Source organism: Propionicimonas paludicola (assembly GCF_002563675.1).
Taxonomy (GTDB): domain Bacteria; phylum Actinomycetota; class Actinomycetes; order Propionibacteriales; family Propionibacteriaceae; genus Propionicimonas; species Propionicimonas paludicola.
This window is the reverse complement of the sequence record NZ_PDJC01000001.1, coordinates 2249868-2264671: the sequence shown is the minus strand read 5'-3', so window position 1 is coordinate 2264671 and position 14804 is coordinate 2249868. Positions and strand designations below refer to the sequence as shown.

Genomic DNA, 14804 nt, shown 5'->3' with positions numbered 1-14804 from the left:
CGAGGGACGGCTCGGGGCTGGCCGGGCGAACCGGCTACGATGACGGGACCGGCTGAAGTGAACAGGACGAACCGATGAGCGAAGACCGCACCGGCACCGCGCGGGTGCTGCTGTACTCCGACGATCGCACCGTGCGTGAGCAGGTGCGGTTGGCCCTTGGTGAGCGGCTGGCCGCCGACTTGCCGCCTCTGGAGTTCGTCGAGGTGGCCACCCAGCCCCTGGTCCTGCGGGCCCTGGACGCCGGCGGCTTCGACCTGATCATCCTCGACGGCGAGACCGTGCCTTCCGGTGGCATCGGTCTGAGCCACCAGCTGAAGAACGAGCTGCTCGACTGCCCGCCGATCCTGCTGCTGGTCGCCCGCGTCGCCGACGCATGGCTGGCCACCTGGGCCGAGGCGGACGCCATCGCGTCCTACCCGATCGATCCGCTGCGCCTGCCCGTGGCCGCCGCCGGGCTCTTGCGCAGCCGGGTGGCTGAGCAGGCCCAGGCGTGAGCCTGACCTGGCCCCAACTACTGGCCGATCTGGTCGCCAGGCGTGATCTGACGCCCGAAGCGGCCAGCTGGGCCATGGACCAGATCCTCGGTGGCGAACTCACCGCCGTCCAGATCGCCGGCTTCGCGATCGCGCTGCGGGCCAAGGGCGAGACCGTGGCCGAGATCAGTGGCCTGGCCCAGGCCATGCTCGACCGAGCCACCCCGCTGTCGGTGAACACCGACGCCGTCGACATCGTCGGCTCCGGTGGCGACCGGGCCAACACTGTCAACGTCTCCACGATGGCCGCGATCGTGGCCGCGTCCATGGACGTCCCCGTGGTCAAGCATGGCAACCGAGCCGCGTCCAGCGCCTGTGGCACCGCCGACTGCCTGGAGGCCCTCGGGGTCGCCCTGGACGTCCCGCCGGCCGCCCAGGCCGGCGTGCTGGCCGAGGCCGGGATCGTCTTCCTGTTCGCCCCGCTCTATCACCCCTCGCTGCGCCATGCGGCAGTGGCTCGGCGTGAGCTCGGGGTGCCCACCACCTTCAACTTCCTCGGCCCGTTGGCGAACCCGGCTCAGCCGAAGGCCCAGGCCGTCGGCGTGGCGGACGCCCGGATGGCCGCCCTGGTGGCCGGCGTGATCGCCGGCCGCGGTCACCGCGGTCTGGTCTTCCACGGCACCGACGGGCTCGACGAGCTGACCACCACGACAACTTCGCAGGTCTGGCTGATCGGGGACGGGCAGGTGGCCGAGGCCAGCCTCGACCCTGCCGAGTTGGGCCTGGCGCCGGCGCGTCCGTCCGATCTGGTCGGCGGCGACTCGGCCCACAACGCCCAGGTGGTCCGGACGGTCCTGGCCGGCGAGCCCGGCCCGATCCGTGACATCGTCACCCTGAACGCAGCCGCAGCCGCCCTGGCCTACGCCGGCCCGGTACTGGACCAGCCGGTGGCCGCCCAGTTGGCCCCGATGCTCGAGGCCGCCCAGGCCGCGATCGACTCCGGTGCCGCTGCGGCCACGCTGGAGCGCTGGATCCGAGTCAGCCAGGCCGCCCGCGAGAGCTGAGTTCGACCCGGCCGGATCGGCTCAGGGCACCAGGTGCCCGGCGGCCACGGCCAGTTCGTACCACTGCGCCCGAGTGAGTTCGACCTCGGCGCCGGCCGCCGCAGCGGTCAGCCGCTGCGGGTTAGTCGTTCCGAGGACCACCTGCATCTTCGCCGGGTGCCGCAGGATCCACGCGGTGGCGATCGCCTCCGGGCTCACCTGGTACTCACCGGCCAAGCGGTCGATCACGGCGTTCAGCTCGGGGTAGGCCGGGTTGCCCAGGAAGACGCCGGTGAAGAAGCCGGCCTGGAACGGTGACCAGGCCTGAATCGTGAGGTCGTTTAGTCGGCAGTAGTCCAGGATGCCGAGATCGCGGCTGATCGACTGGTCGGCCCCGTTCATGTTCATGGCCAGGCCCTGGGTGATGATCGCGGCGTGAGTGATCGACAGCTGCAGCTGGTTGGCCAGTAGCGGCTGTCGGACGTAGCGCTTCAGCAGCTCGATCTGAGCCGGGGTGTGGTTGGACACCCCGAAGTGACGCACCTTGCCGGACGCAGACAGCTCGTCGAAGGCCCGAGCCACTTCCTCCGGCTCGACCAGGGCGTCCGGACGGTGCAGCAGCAGGACGTCCAGGTAGTCGGTGCGCAGCGCGGTCAGCGACCCGTTGACCGCCTCGATGATGTGCTCGTAGGAGAAGTCGAAGTACGGACCCTCCTTCACGATGCCGGCCTTCGACTGCAGGACGATCTGTTCCCGCTCGGACGAACTCAGCCGCAACGCCTCGGCGAACCGGGCCTCACAGGCATGCGCCGGCGCCGAGCCGTAGATGTCGGCGTGGTCGAAGAGGGTCACTCCGGCGGCCAGGCTCGCGTCGTACAGGGCGCGCACCTCGGCGTCGGAGAGCTCCTCGATCCGCATCATGCCGGCCACCACGGCCGGCACCTGCAGGTCGCTGGTACCGAGCGGGAACGTCTTCATCGGGCCGACAGCCGATCCAGCTCGTCAGCGGTCAGCACCAGTTCGGTGGCCGCGGCCGAGTCGGTGATGCTGGTCGGACGGGACGCGCCCGGAATCGGGATCACCGTGTCGGACAAGGACAGTTCCCAGGCCAGGACGACCTGCTGCGGGCTGACCCCGTGAGCGGCCGCGATCTCGCCGAACGCCTGGTGACGTTCGCCGACCGCTGCGGCGCCGCGAATCCCGTCCAGCGGGCTCCACGGCAGGAAGGCCAGGCCGAGCTTCGCGCAGTGGTCGAGCTCGGGCCGGGTCACCTGATGCCGCGGCGAGAACTGGTTCTGCACCGAGACCAGGCGTCCGCCGAGAATCTGGTTGGCCTGATCGATCTGGGCCACGCTGGCGTTGGAGATGCCGGCCAGCTGGATCCAGCCTTCGTCCAGCAGCTCGGCGATGGCGCCGATCGAGTCGGCGTAGGGGACGGCCGGGTCCGGCCGATGCATCTGGTACAGCCCGATGGCCTCGACGCCGAGCCGCTTGGCCGACGCCTTGCAGGCCTCCTTCAGGTAGGCCGGGTCGCCGTTCTGGGTCCAGCTGCCGTCACCGGGGCGCAGGTGGCCGCCCTTGGTAGCGACCAGCACCTCGGAGGTGTCGCCGCCATAGCTGCGCAGCGCCTTGGCGATCAGCTCCTCGTTGTGGCCGACCTCACCGGCGAGCAAGTGGTAGGCATCGGCGGTATCGATCAGGGTCACCCCGGCGTCCAGGGCGGCGTGGATGGTGGCGATCGAGCGCTCTTCGTCCGGACGCCCCTCGATGGACATCGGCATTCCGCCCAGTCCGATGGCGCTGACCGTGCGCGGGCCGATGTTGCGGTACTTCATTGCGACGTGCCTCCTGCCTGGGCCCCGGTTTCGGACCATCTGAGGCCCACCATAGGCACCGGATAATCTAGAAGTCCAACAAGCTGCATCGATCTATTTCAGAAGGACGTGGCATAAATGGATCTGCGTCAGATGGAGTACGTGCTGGCCTTGGCCGACGAGCAGCACTTCACCCGGGCCGCGTCGGTCTGTGGGGTCACCCAGTCCGGCTTGTCGGCTTCGATTCGGGCTCTGGAAGGCGAGCTCGGCACCGAACTCTTCCATCGGACGACCCGGCGGGTGGAGCTCACTGACGCCGGGCTGGCCCTGCTGCCCTACGCGCGGGAACTGCTCAGTCAGGCCAGTGCCGGCCGGGACGCCGTGGTCCGGGTGACCCGGGCCCTGTCCGGGCAGCTGCGGGTCGGTGCCGAGCAGTGCCTGGGGGCCATCGACGTCCCCGCTTTGCTGGAACGCTTCCATCGCCGCTACCCGGCCGTGACCATCCGGTTCACTCAGGCCGGATCGCTGGAACAGCTGGATCAGCTGCGGGCCGGAGAGCTGGACGTGGCCTTCGTGGCCACCACCGACCACCTGGGTGGCCTGGAGCGGATCGAGATCGGACGCCGTCCGATCGTGGCGCTGTGCCCGCCCGGCCACCGGCTGGCCGGAATGACCCGGGTCGGCTGGTCCGATCTGGACGGGGCCGACTTCGTCGACCTGCACGAGTCCTGGGCGGTTCGGCAGCTCAACGACGGGCTGGCCCGCAGCCACGGCATCCACCGGCGAGTCAGCTGCACGGTCAACGACGTCCACACCCTGATCGACCTGGTCAAGCGCGGATTGGGACTGGCGCTGGTGCCGCAGAACATCGCCAACAAGCCCGAGGCTGCCGTGCTCACCCAGCTGCAACTGCCGGCAGGCACCGCCGACTGGGTGGTTTCGGCGGTCTCCGCCCAGCGCAGCTCGGGCTCGGTGTCGGCGACTCACCTTCTCGAACTGCTGGACGACTCGGTGGCCTGCGCCTCCTGATCGAGCCCGGCGCTACGCCTGAGCCGACGGCGGGCCTTGCAACTTAGGGCCCTGCTGTTCGGGGTTCTCCCGGCTGTCGATCGAGCTGAGGCCGGTCTGGCCCAGCCAGCTCGCGGCCGTCTGGCGTGCCGTGCCCAGCGCTGTCTCGAACCGTGCGGGCCACCGTGCGGCCAGTCCCTCGTAGAGGGTGATGGCCTCATCGATGGCCCGCTGAGCCTCGGCCGTTCGGTCCAGTTCCGCCAGCCGGTGGGCCTGGTTGGTCAGTGAGTCGGCGAGGTCCGGGGCGGCGGCAACGGGTCTGCTGGTGACTCGCTGTCGGCGGAGGGTGACCGCTTCGTTGCTGGCGACGAGAGCGTCTTCCTGGCGGCGCAGGGCCGCCAGGCAGGTGGCCTGATTGGCCAGCGCGTCGGCGAGTCCGGCGGTGAACGCATCAGGCCTGGTCTGGGCGAGTTCTCGATAGAGGGTCACGGCGGGGATGCTGGCGGCCAATGCGTCAGTTGGGCGGCCCAGTTCTGCCAGACGCTCAGACTGGTTGTTCAATGACATGGCCAGGTGAGGGGTGAAAGCGTCGGGCCGGGTGTCGGCCAGGTTCTGGCAGAGGGCGACGGCTTCGTCGATGGCGGCCAGAGCTTCTTCTCGCCGACCTAGTACTGCCAGGCGTTCGGACTGGTTGTTCAGCGCCATGGCCAGCTCAGGGTTGACGACGTCGGACCGGGTGCTGGCCAAGTGGCGGCGCAGGACGACGGCTTCGTTGATGACAGTGAGGGCCTCATCGGGGCGGCCCAGTTCTCCCAGACAGTTCGACTGATTGCTCAACGCCCGCGCCAATTCGCGGCCGAACCGGTCGGGTCGAGTGCTGACCAGGTTCCGGCAAACGGCGACGGACTGATCGATGGCGGCCAGCGCCTCGTCTCGGCGGCCCAGCTCCAGCAGGCAGTTCGACAGGTTGTTCAGCGATGTGGCCAGCTTGGGGTTGAACACGTCGGGTTGGGTGTCGGCCAGGTCCTGGTAGATGGCGACGGCCTGGCTGATGCCGGCCAAGGCCGCCTCTTGGCGGCCGAGGCTTGCCAGATGGCGAGTCTGGTTGGTCAGTGCCATGGCCAGGTCGGGGGTGAAGGCATCGGGTTGGGTGTCGGCCAGGTTCTGGTAGATGGCGACGGCTTCGCTGATCGCGGCCAGCGCCTCTTCTGGGCGACCGACTTCTGCCAGGTGGTTGGACTCGTTGGTCAGTGAGCTGGCCAGGCCGGGGGTGAACACATCGGGCTGGGAGCTGACCAGGTGCCGGCGCAGGGCGACGGCGTAGGTCACAGCGTTGAGCGCTTCTTCTCGGAGTCCTAGTTCTGCCAGCTGGTTGGACTGGATGTTCATCGATCTGGCTAGGCCGTCGGCGAACACGTCGGGTCGGGCTTCGACCAGCTTCTGGTAGATGATGATGGCTTGGGTGATGGCGGCCAGGGCCTCTTCTCGTCGTCCTAGCTCGGCCAGCTGGTTGGACTGGCTGATCAACGATCTGGCCAGGCTGGGGGCGAATGCGTGGGGTCGGGTGTCGGCCAGGTTGTGGTAGATGATGATGGCTTGGGTGATGGCGGCCAGGGCTTCTTCTCGGCGTCCTTGTTCTGCCAGCTGGTTGGACTGGCCGATCAACGACGTGGCGAGGTCGGGGTTCCATGCATCGGGCGGAGTACTGGCTGGGCTGCGGTGCCGTCGTCGCGGGCTGGACACGGCGCGCACCGGGCCGGCGAGATAGGCTGCCGCGATCGCTGCCACGGCGACCACAGCCCAGGCGCGAGGTTGTCCTTGGGCGTTCAGGGCCAACACCAGCAGACTGCCGGCCGCTCCGACAACGAGGAGTGCCCAGATGCCTCGCGCTAGTTTCCACATCACAGAGGGAAAACTAGGACGCGACGCCGGTCGGGTGGTGTCAATCGCGCGACTCGGCACTGATCTGGCCGCTCAGCTCAGAGGAAGCCGATGAACTGGCCGACGATCAGGGCGAGCGGCGGGCCGATCAGCATCGAAGGTCCGTAGGGGATGCCGCGACCGCGGGCGGCGATCAGGCTCCAGACCATCCCGACCAGGGAGCCGATCAGGAAGGCCCACAGCAACAGCGGCATCGAGGTGGCGCCGGTGATCACGCCCAGCACCGCGGCCAGCCGGACGTCCCCGAACCCCAACTGGCCGCCGCTGAAGTACCAGATCAGCCAGAACAGGCAGAAGCAGCCAACCCCGCCGACAGCCGCCCACAGCAGGATGCTCGGATCCGCCGACAGCCAGGCGGCCAGGCCGGCCCCGGCGATCGCGATACCCAGCCCGACATAGTTCAGCCGCAGTGGCAGGAGTCCGGTACGTCCGTCGATCAGGCCGAGCAGCGGACCGGTCAGCACCAGCGCCGACCAGGCCAGCCACAGTCGCGGATCGGTGAGGTAGAAGGCGATCAGGCCCGTGGCGAGCGTCGCCGCCGCCACAGTGATCCGGAAGCCGGGGGAGAGCAGTTCGGCGTACGGCCGGGCGTCCGGCTCGTCCGGCGGGACCGGGAGCCAGCGCAGAACCGGGCCGGTCAGAGCGGCCACCAGGCCGGTCAGCAGCACAGCCAGCAGTGCGGGGGTGATCGCTTGCCAGGGCACGTCGGCAGCCTACGCGCTCGCCTGTGCCGGAACCTCGACCCCCGCCGCACGGCGCGGACGAGTGGTGGCCGGCGATCCGGGCACCGACTGGAGTGAGCGGTGCCACTGCAGCCGGGCTGCCTGCGCGAGCAACTCGGTCAGCCGACTGCACAGGGCTGCGTCGAGCAGACCGATCAGCTCGGACTCGCTGAGCCGGCAGTACCGCGCCAGCGCGGCCGGCGAGCAGCCGGCCGCGAGCAGCTCAGTGATGACGACCGCGGCGGGCTCGGCCGGCACCCAGATCCGGCTCTGGCCGAGCAGGCGCTCGGCATCCAGTGCCAGCAGCGCGCGGGCGGCCGTTGCGGGCAGCCGGGTGCGGTGGCGTCCATCGCGGCCGAAGAGCAGATTGCGGATCAGGGTCGGAGGCAGGTTGCCTGCCCCGGCGATCACCGGCCAGGGCAGGCCGGTCTGGTCCAGGACGCGGCGGACGTGTGCGCGGAAGGGTGCCGCCAACACCCACAGATCATCACTCACACCCTAGATAGACGAATCCGGGGCCCGACTGTGAGTCGGACCCCGGATTCTCTGTGCTGTTGGAAATCAGCTCAGCGTTGGGCCCTGGTGAAGCCGGCCGCCTGAGCGGCCTCTTCGCTCTCGAACCAGACCTCGGCGATGGTGCGCTCGTACGCGGCCATCCCGGGGACGTGGTACTTCAGGGATCGGTCATTGCCCTTGATCTCGTAGCCTGCCGGCGGCTCGTCGCCGACGTAGGAGCCCGGACCGTAGGCGCTGGCCGACGGCTCGGCCGGAGCGTCCGCGGTTGTGGCGGGTTCGGTTGTGACGGGTTCACTGACTGTGGGCTCGGTCACCGGCTCGGCCACGGAGTCCTCGAACAGGTCATCGTCGTCGAAGGTCGGGTCGGCCACATAGGTGCTGTTCTTCGGCACGTGGTTCTCCCAGCCGGTGGCCGGGTCGGCGAACAGCTTGCGGACGGCCACGAACACGCCGCCGAGCAGAGCACCGGCCAGCAGGACCCGTCCGAACGTCCGCCACCCGGAGCGCTTCTTCTTGCCCGACGCCTTCTCCAGCTGGGCGGCCAGCGCGGACGCGGCAGCAGCGGCTTGGATCTCCTTGGCCAGCGGCTGGGCGGCCAGGTGACGCAGCTGCGCGGCCAGGGCCGGCAGGACGTCCTCCTGCACCCGCTCACGGGCGTAGTCGACGGTCGGCGGGATCCGCTCCAGGACATCGTCCACGGCCGGACGAACCTTCTTCACGGTGGCGTCCACGGCCGGCGAGACCCGGCTCAGCGCATCGTCGATGGCCGGCTGGACCTTCTCGAAGGTGTCGGCCGCGAAGCGGGCGCTGCGGATCTGGGCTTCCTTCAGGCCGGGGCGCAGTTTCGCGTACGCCTGGTCGGCCAGGTCGCCGCCCTCGCGCAGGGCCTGCTCGACATAGGGGGACAGGCGATCAACAGCAGCCTGGGTGCCCTCTTCCACTGAGTGGAGCAGTTTCTTGGTCTTCATGTGCCTCCGTTGCTCAGCCTGCACAGTCGTGCCTTGTCGTTAGTGACCACCGTACCCGCCCCGGGCGGTGGCTACCCAGCATCTGCAACGATGGGGGCGAGTAGAAAGGAAGGCCCCTATGGCCCAGACCGCAACCCTGCACACGAATCACGGTGACATCGTGATCGAACTCTTCGCCGACCAGGCCCCCAAGACCGTGGACAACTTCGTCGGACTCGCCACCGGGACCAAGGAGTACCTCGACCCGAAGAGCGGCGCCCGGACCACCGGCAAGTTCTACGACGGGCTCACCTTCCACCGGGTGATCGACGGCTTCATGATCCAGGGCGGCTGCCCGCTGGGCACCGGCACTGGTGACCCGGGCTACCGGTTCGGTGACGAGTTCCACCCCGAGCTGAGCTTCAACAAGCCCTACCTGCTGGCCATGGCCAATGCCGGGCCCGGCACCAACGGCTCGCAGTTCTTCATCACGGTGGCGCCGACCCCGCATCTGAACCGTCGGCACACGATCTTCGGTGAGGTGAAGGACGCCGCCTCGCAGCAGGTGGTCGACTCGATCGCGACCACGGCCACCGGCCGGATGGATCGTCCGGTCGAGCCGGTGGTGATCTCCTCGGTGGACATCAGCGAAGCCTGAGTTCTCCCGCAGTGGGACGAAGGGGATGGTTCCCTTTCGTCCCACTGTTGCGTTCCGGGCCTGGCTAGGGCACCGTCCCCAGTTCGGGCATCCACCGGACGTGCGGTGCTGACGGGCGTAGCCTCAGCTGTCAACTGCACGTCCGCTCGGGGGAGCCGCCGCATGCCCAACCAGACGATCCGCACTCAGCTGGAGCACCGCTCGATTCGGGCCTTCCGACCCGAGCCGGTCAGCGAGGACGTCATCTCGATCCTGCTGGACGCCGTCGATCGCGCGGCCACCAGCAGCTTCTATCAGCAGCGCACGGTGATCCGGGTCGTCGATCCGGACGTCCGGACTGCGGTGTACGCAGCCTCCGGGCAGCCCTACGTCGGCGGTGACCGCGGCGAGCTGTTCATCTTCGTGGTCGATCTGTATCGCAACGCGAGGATCCGCGATGAGGCTGGCGTCGACATCGGCGTCCTGTCGTCCACTGCGCTGTTCCTGCAAGGCGTCGAGGACGTCCTGATCGGCGCCCAGAACATGGTGGTGGCCGCCGAGAGCCTCGGCCTGGGCACGGTCTACCTGGGCAGCATCGGCGGCGACCCGCAGTCGGTGATCACGGCCCTGAAGCTGCCGCCCTACACGTTCCCGCTGGTCGGGTTGCTGGTCGGGCACGCCGACCAGGAGCCGACCCTCAAGCCGCGGCTGCCGCGGGAGTTCAGCTATGCCGTCGATGCCTACCCGCAGGTGGCCGATTACCACCAGGCGTTGGCCGGCTACGACGCGGTCGTGAAGACCTATTACGACCTGCGCGACGCCAGCAAGCCGGTGGACACCTTCACCCGGCAGATCGAGACCAAGCCTGGCGGTGGACGAGCCGAGCAGGCTCCGGTGCGGGCCGCGCTGACCGCGCAGAAGCTCGCCCTCTACTGAGGGCGGTCGGGAACCGGCGGGGTCAGCCGCCGATCGAGAATGCGGCTTCCAGGTCGAGCTTGGAGTACGCCTGGAAGGCGATGTGGGTCTCGGTGCTGAGCACTCCGGCCACCCGGTTCAGCTTCTCGGCAACGGTGGCCGCCACGGCGTCCACGGTCGGCACCCGGACCAGCGCGATCAGATCCACCTTGCCGGTGACCGAGTAGACCTCGGAGACCCCGTCGAGGTCGGCGATTTCCTGGGCGATCTCTGGGATGCGGGCCACCTCGGCCTCGACGAACACAATCGCGGTGATCATGGCCTTGATCTTAGGCCGTCGCGAGTGCGGCCGAGTCGGACGTCGCCGGGTCCGGCCCCTCGGCTTCCGGCTGGGATCCATCGGCTCCGCCGACCAGCGACGCGGCCCGCAGCTGTTCGCCTGCGCTCGGCCCGATGCCGAGCGGCCAGCACCAGTCGCCGTCGATCTCGATCAGTCGGACGCCGGGCAGCTCCAGCCAGTCGGCGATCCGCTCGGTCTCCTCGATGATGGCCGCCGGGGCTGGGCCGGACGGTGCCGCCACCCACTCGGCGGTGGTCACGGCGTCCCGGGCCACCTGCTGGGGCACCTCACCGGGCCGGGCCAGGGCGGCGGCCACCAGGCGTCCATGGCGGATCACGTGGATCTCCCAGCCGTCGTCGGTGCGCCGGGCGGCCACGATCTGTGCGCAGCCGGCCAGGCTGGCCAGCCGGTGATGCCGGGCTGCGGCCCGTCCGAAGCTCTCCAGGCGCTCGGTCAGGGCGCCGGCCTCCTCGAAGCGCTCGGCGGCCACCAGCTGGGCCAGCCGCGGCCGCAGCGCGGCCACCAGCGGCCGGAAGTCGCGGCTCAGGCAGGCCCGGACGTCCTCGACGAGTTCGGCGTACTCGTCCCGGCCGATCGTGAACTGGCAGGGCGCCGGGCAGCGTCCCATGCCGGCCAGAGCACAGGCCGGGCTGGCCTTCCGGGTCGACAGCCGGGCTGAGCACTGCCGCAGCCGAAACGCGTCGTAGATGGCCAGCATGGCCTGCTCGGCGGCCTCCTTGCGCCGGAACGGACCCAGATAGGTGGCGCCGTCGCCGGCGGTGCGGACGATGGAAAGCCGGGGGTAGGGCTCGTCGGTGAGCTTGAGCCACAGTTGCCGCTCGGGGAACTTGGAGCGCCGGTTGTAGCGCGGGGAGTGGGCGCCGATCAGCCGCAGCTCCAGGACGTCCGCCTCCAGCGGGGTGCGGCAGACCGTGGTCTCGACCGAGGTGGCGATCCGGACCATCTCGTCGATCCGGGACCGGGTCTCGGCCGCGGTGAAGTAGCTGGCCACCCGCTTGCGCAGGTTGCGGCTCTTGCCCACATAAAGCACCTGGCGGCGCGGCTGGCCGTCCGGGCCGGGCAACTCGGCGATGAACTGGTAGATGCCGGGGGCCGAGGGGACGTCCTTGGCCATCGTCCGCTTGGCGCGGCGCTGCGGGGAGACCTGGCGGGTGAACTCGAGTAGCTCGGGCAGCGTGTGTGCGCCCAGGTTGCCGATTCGCTCCAGCAGGCCGTGCAGCACGTCGACTGTGGCTTTGGCGTCGTCCAGAGCGCGGTGGTTGGGCGTGGTGGTGGCGCCGAAGTGGGCGGCCAGGGTGCCCAGCTTGGCGTTGGGCACCTCGTCGCGCAGCAGCACCTGGCGGGCCAGGGCAAGAGTGTCGACCACGGCCGGATTCGGCCAGGGGTAGTCGTAGCGCTCGCAGGCCCGGCGCAGGAAGCCGGTGTCGAAGCGGGCGTTGTGGGCCACCAGGACGCTGCCGGCGGCGAACTCCAGGAAGGCCGGCAGCACCTCGGGCAGCTTGGGGGCATCGGCCACCAACTGATCGGTGATCCCGGTGAGGACCGCGATCAGTGCCGGAATGTGCGCGTTCGGGTTCACCAGGGTCTGGAACTCGCCGACGAGCTGGCCGCCGCAGACCTTCACGGCCCCGATCTCGGTGATGGCGTCGGCGTCGCCGCCGCCGGTGGTCTCCAGGTCGACCACGCAGAACGTCACGTCGGCCAGCGGCTGGCCGAGATCGGCGAAGCTGGGCTGGAGGAGCGGTGACGGACTCACCCCTGTGACGCTAGCCCCCCGGACTGACAGCCCCGGCCCGGCGCCGCCGCGTGTCGGACCTTCAGCAGGGGCTGCGGTCGATGGCCCACAGCGTCCGCCCCTGCAGGACGTAGAGGCGCGCGCCGACGCCGGCCAGCCCGGTCACCGTGATCGGTGGGGACGGTTCCGAATCGCCCTGACCAGGGCGGATGGTGGTGGAACCGTCCCTGCGGTCCGGGAGGGGGAGGGAGCGCCAGCCGGAGTCGCAGCGGACCAGGAGCGTGGAGTCGGGGCCGTTCCCGGCGAGCACCGGACGGCCCTGCCAGAGCGCCAGCTGCGGGACCGGATCGGGGGAGCCGTTCGAGCCCACGGCGGCCGAAGTCGTGCCTGCGGGCAGCTCCGGGCCGGAGGCGGACGGCTGGGTGCCCGTCGTCACCGACCAGGCCACCAGCTGGCCGTGCACCCAGCCGGCCAGCCAGCACGAGGTGCCTTCGGCCGGGCAGGCCACGGCCTGGGCCCGGGCTAGCCCCGGACCGTCCTGGCCCGGCACGGCCAGCTCGAGCCGGGTCCAGTCGCCGCCGGGCCGGCCCACCCAGGCCAGCGGACGCTGTCGCAGTGGCTGAGTCAGCTGCACCTCATCGCCGGCGATCACCAGCTGATCCCCGGCGCTGCTCTGCCCGCCGAAGCCGAGTTGGGAGGTCGGGTTCGAGGCCAGCGTGGCCGGACGATCAGCGACCTCGGTCCAGGTCGTCCCGGACTCTGCGTAGAGCGCGGCCCGGGCTCCGGTGGCTGTGGTCCGACTGCCCAGGACGACCGGGGCATCGCCGACCCAGCCGATCCCGACCAGTGGCCCGGCGTCATGGCCGCCGAAGGTGAAGAACTCCTGCGGGTGGCTGGTCAGGGTGCCGGCGGACAGCGAGCTGTCCCAGACCGTCCAGCGCGGGTTGGAGTGGGCGCCGCTGATCATGGTGCCCAGTGCCTGCAGCTGATCTCCGCGTACGGCCAGCTGAACCAGTTCGGCGGCTTCAGCCTCCGGCCCGTCCGGGGCCACTCGGAGCGCGGTTGGTGTGCCGGTGGTGTTCAGCACTGCCAGCGCCGGTCCCCCGGAGGTGCTGCCGCCAACCAGCAGGCGATCTCCGGCCACGGCCAGGCCGGCCGGCCGCAGCGAGCCCAGGTCGATCGACTGCCAGGTCGGCGCGGCCGTGCAGCTGGTGGTGAGCAGAGCTGTGCAGAGCAGCCAGGCGGACCGCAACCTCATGCGCGAACCCTAGTCGCGACGTGAGTCGGAGAAATGTCAGTGCAGGCAGAGATGCTCAGGTCATGGACGTGATGCGAGTGGACTGTGGGACCTGCCGGGCGCGCGGCCCGGCCTGCGCGGACTGCGCGATCTCGGTGCTGCTGGGGCCGATGCCCGACGAGGTGTTGCTGGACGGTCCGGAGCGGGCCGCCCTGGCTGCGCTGGCCGGTTCGGGACTGCTTCCTCCGCTGCGGTTGACGGTCACCGAACGAACTGAGTCACCCATTCGAGTTGTCTTTCCGGAGGTTGCCCCTTAGGATTTTCTCAGTTTTACTTCAGCGACTCTCAGGTCGCGACTACTGGGGGGTTCTAGATGCCGGCAGGCTCAAGGTTACGAGCACTGATCGCCGTAGCCAGTGCCACGGTGCTGATCTCAACCGCAGTAGCAGCCGGCACGGCCAACGCCGAGCCCACACCCAGCCCGAGCCCGAACCCGTCGGCCAGCAGCAAGTCGCTGGCCGCCCCGCGGACCGCGGCCGAGGCCAAGCAGCGGGTCAAGGACCTCACCGAGCAGGCCAGCCAGATCGGCGAGCAGTACGACGAGGCCACCGACGCGTTGGCTGATGGCAAGGCGCGGCTGAAGAGCCTGAAGGCCGACATCGACGCCCAGCAGCAGAAGGTCGACGCCCTCACCGCTGAGGCTCGGACCATTGCGCTGATCCAGTTCCGCAACCGTGACCTCGATCCCACCGTCCAGGTCTTCACCAGTGGCGATCCCGATTCGCTGCTGGCCCGGCTCTCCACCGCCGACAAGGTCGACGACAACATGGAGAGCACCCTGGCCGAGCAGCAGGCCCAGCAGGCCAGCCTGGACGACATGAAGCGCGCCCTCGACGCCGAGGTGCAGGCGCTGGCCGACCAGGAGCAGAAGCTGGCCGACCTGAAGTCGCAGATCGACCAGAGCGTCCAAGAGGCGCAGGACCTCTACGACCGGTTGGACGCCCAGGAGCAGGCCGCTCTCAACGCTGCCGATGGCGGCTCGACCACCTTCGACCCGGGCGAACTCGCTCCGGGTGAGGCCAGCGCCAAGGCGCTGACCGTGATCAAGTACGCGACGTCCAAGGTCGGCTCCTCCCAGTACGTCTGGGGCGCGTCGGGCCCGAACGCCTTCGACTGCTCCGGCCTGATGCTGGCCTCCTACCGCACCGTCGGCGTCTCGCTGCCGCACTCCTCCCGGGCGATGTCCCAAATGGGCCGCCCTGTGGCCCGCGGCGATCTCAAGCCCGGCGACCTGATCTTCTGGTACAACCCGGTGCACCACGTCGGGATGTACATCGGCAATGGCAAGATCGTCCATGCCCGCAACGTCCGCTCGGATCTGGTGATCCAGAGCCTGGCCAGCTACCCGGCACCGTGGGCCGGCGCCCGCCGGATTCTGGGCTGACCGCCCCGCGG

The 14804-nt window shown here is 69.6% G+C and carries 16 protein-coding genes; 7 read left to right on the top strand and 9 right to left on the bottom strand.

What is annotated here, in order from left to right:
• The first annotated feature begins 74 nt into the window (after nucleotides 1-74).
• Entirely contained in the window at nucleotides 75-494 is a 420-nt protein-coding gene (locus ATK74_RS10595) for a response regulator transcription factor (RefSeq protein ID WP_098460997.1), read from the top strand.
• Complete coding sequence (trpD, locus tag ATK74_RS10590; RefSeq protein ID WP_098460996.1) at nucleotides 491-1537, top strand: anthranilate phosphoribosyltransferase; 1047 nt, start codon at nucleotides 491-493, stop codon at nucleotides 1535-1537. Before ATK74_RS10595 ends, trpD begins: the two co-directional genes overlap by 4 nt.
• A gap of 21 nt (nucleotides 1538-1558) precedes the next feature.
• On the opposite strand, the gene ATK74_RS10585 is transcribed toward trpD, so the two are convergent.
• Together ATK74_RS10585 and ATK74_RS10580 are read right to left on the bottom strand one after the other, a co-directional pair.
• Nucleotides 1559-2494 carry an aldo/keto reductase gene (locus ATK74_RS10585; RefSeq protein ID WP_098460995.1) on the bottom strand — a complete coding sequence of 312 codons (936 nt, stop codon included), beginning with the start codon at nucleotides 2492-2494 and terminating at the stop codon, nucleotides 1559-1561.
• Nucleotides 2491-3351, bottom strand: coding sequence for an aldo/keto reductase (locus ATK74_RS10580; protein WP_098460994.1), 861 nt, complete (start codon nucleotides 3349-3351; stop codon nucleotides 2491-2493). The genes ATK74_RS10585 and ATK74_RS10580 overlap by 4 nt, the downstream gene beginning before the upstream one ends.
• Before the next feature lie 117 nt (nucleotides 3352-3468).
• On the opposite strand from ATK74_RS10580, the gene ATK74_RS10575 reads away from it, so the two are divergent.
• On the top strand, nucleotides 3469-4359 hold the full coding sequence (locus tag ATK74_RS10575; protein WP_098460993.1) for a LysR family transcriptional regulator: 891 nt from the start codon (nucleotides 3469-3471) through the stop codon (nucleotides 4357-4359).
• Between the two features lie 12 nt (nucleotides 4360-4371).
• Here the strand turns inward: ATK74_RS10575 and ATK74_RS10570 are convergent, their stop codons facing one another.
• The 4 genes from ATK74_RS10570 to ATK74_RS15710 form a co-directional block, all read right to left on the bottom strand.
• A complete protein-coding gene (locus ATK74_RS10570; protein ID WP_098460992.1) occupies nucleotides 4372-6240 on the bottom strand; it encodes a tetratricopeptide repeat protein in 1869 nt (622 codons plus the stop codon).
• A 77-nt stretch (nucleotides 6241-6317) separates the two neighbouring features.
• The gene (locus tag ATK74_RS10565; RefSeq protein WP_098460991.1) at nucleotides 6318-6983 is read right to left on the bottom strand and encodes a prepilin peptidase; all 666 of its coding nucleotides are present in this window, start codon (nucleotides 6981-6983) and stop codon (nucleotides 6318-6320) included.
• A 9-nt stretch (nucleotides 6984-6992) separates the two neighbouring features.
• The gene (locus ATK74_RS10560) at nucleotides 6993-7496 is read right to left on the bottom strand and encodes a hypothetical protein (RefSeq protein ID WP_098460990.1); all 504 of its coding nucleotides are present in this window, start codon (nucleotides 7494-7496) and stop codon (nucleotides 6993-6995) included.
• Between the two features lie 71 nt (nucleotides 7497-7567).
• On the bottom strand, nucleotides 7568-8485 hold the full coding sequence (locus ATK74_RS15710; RefSeq protein ID WP_098460989.1) for a sunset domain-containing protein: 918 nt from the start codon (nucleotides 8483-8485) through the stop codon (nucleotides 7568-7570).
• A 118-nt stretch (nucleotides 8486-8603) separates the two neighbouring features.
• On the opposite strand from ATK74_RS15710, the gene ATK74_RS10550 reads away from it, so the two are divergent.
• Together ATK74_RS10550 and ATK74_RS10545 are read left to right on the top strand one after the other, a co-directional pair.
• Nucleotides 8604-9122 (top strand): peptidylprolyl isomerase, encoded by a 519-nt coding sequence (locus tag ATK74_RS10550; RefSeq protein ID WP_098460988.1) that lies wholly within the window; start codon nucleotides 8604-8606, stop codon nucleotides 9120-9122.
• A gap of 162 nt (nucleotides 9123-9284) precedes the next feature.
• Entirely contained in the window at nucleotides 9285-10037 is a 753-nt protein-coding gene (locus ATK74_RS10545; RefSeq protein ID WP_098460987.1) for a nitroreductase family protein, read from the top strand.
• A 22-nt stretch (nucleotides 10038-10059) separates the two neighbouring features.
• Here ATK74_RS10545 and ATK74_RS10540 read toward each other — a convergent pair whose 3' ends face one another.
• The 3 genes from ATK74_RS10540 to ATK74_RS10530 form a co-directional block, all read right to left on the bottom strand.
• Nucleotides 10060-10335, bottom strand: coding sequence for an Lrp/AsnC family transcriptional regulator (locus tag ATK74_RS10540; protein WP_098460986.1), 276 nt, complete (start codon nucleotides 10333-10335; stop codon nucleotides 10060-10062).
• A 10-nt stretch (nucleotides 10336-10345) separates the two neighbouring features.
• Nucleotides 10346-12133: a DEDD exonuclease domain-containing protein gene (locus tag ATK74_RS10535; RefSeq protein ID WP_098460985.1), complete on the bottom strand. Its 1788-nt coding sequence runs from the start codon at nucleotides 12131-12133 to the stop codon at nucleotides 10346-10348.
• 61 nt (nucleotides 12134-12194) lie between these two features.
• Nucleotides 12195-13370, bottom strand: coding sequence for a hypothetical protein (locus ATK74_RS10530; protein WP_098460984.1), 1176 nt, complete (start codon nucleotides 13368-13370; stop codon nucleotides 12195-12197).
• A 62-nt stretch (nucleotides 13371-13432) separates the two neighbouring features.
• On the opposite strand from ATK74_RS10530, the gene ATK74_RS10525 reads away from it, so the two are divergent.
• Both ATK74_RS10525 and ATK74_RS10520 read left to right on the top strand, forming a co-directional pair.
• Nucleotides 13433-13666, top strand: coding sequence for a hypothetical protein (locus tag ATK74_RS10525; protein WP_098460983.1), 234 nt, complete (start codon nucleotides 13433-13435; stop codon nucleotides 13664-13666).
• Nucleotides 13667-13773: 107 nt separating this feature from the next.
• Nucleotides 13774-14793, top strand: a complete 1020-nt coding sequence (locus ATK74_RS10520; protein WP_098460982.1) for a C40 family peptidase — start codon at nucleotides 13774-13776, stop codon at nucleotides 14791-14793.
• Nucleotides 14794-14804 lie beyond the last annotated feature (11 nt).

Excerpts from the sequence above, each read along its gene's own strand:
- ATK74_RS10525 (WP_098460983.1), top strand. The coding sequence starts at position 13,433 with ATGGACGTGATGCGAGTGGACTGTGGGACCTGCCGGGCGCGCGGCCCG.
- ATK74_RS10570 (WP_098460992.1), bottom strand. The coding sequence starts at position 6,240 with ATGTGGAAACTAGCGCGAGGCATCTGGGCACTCCTCGTTGTCGGAGCG.
- ATK74_RS10540 (WP_098460986.1), bottom strand. The coding sequence starts at position 10,335 with ATGATCACCGCGATTGTGTTCGTCGAGGCCGAGGTGGCCCGCATCCCA.
- ATK74_RS15710 (WP_098460989.1), bottom strand. The coding sequence starts at position 8,485 with ATGAAGACCAAGAAACTGCTCCACTCAGTGGAAGAGGGCACCCAGGCT.
- ATK74_RS10530 (WP_098460984.1), bottom strand. The coding sequence starts at position 13,370 with ATGAGGTTGCGGTCCGCCTGGCTGCTCTGCACAGCTCTGCTCACCACC.
- ATK74_RS10575 (WP_098460993.1), top strand. The coding sequence starts at position 3,469 with ATGGATCTGCGTCAGATGGAGTACGTGCTGGCCTTGGCCGACGAGCAG.
- ATK74_RS10550 (WP_098460988.1), top strand. The coding sequence starts at position 8,604 with ATGGCCCAGACCGCAACCCTGCACACGAATCACGGTGACATCGTGATC.
- ATK74_RS10545 (WP_098460987.1), top strand. The coding sequence starts at position 9,285 with ATGCCCAACCAGACGATCCGCACTCAGCTGGAGCACCGCTCGATTCGG.
- ATK74_RS10580 (WP_098460994.1), bottom strand. The coding sequence starts at position 3,351 with ATGAAGTACCGCAACATCGGCCCGCGCACGGTCAGCGCCATCGGACTG.
- ATK74_RS10585 (WP_098460995.1), bottom strand. The coding sequence starts at position 2,494 with ATGAAGACGTTCCCGCTCGGTACCAGCGACCTGCAGGTGCCGGCCGTG.
- ATK74_RS10595 (WP_098460997.1), top strand. The coding sequence starts at position 75 with ATGAGCGAAGACCGCACCGGCACCGCGCGGGTGCTGCTGTACTCCGAC.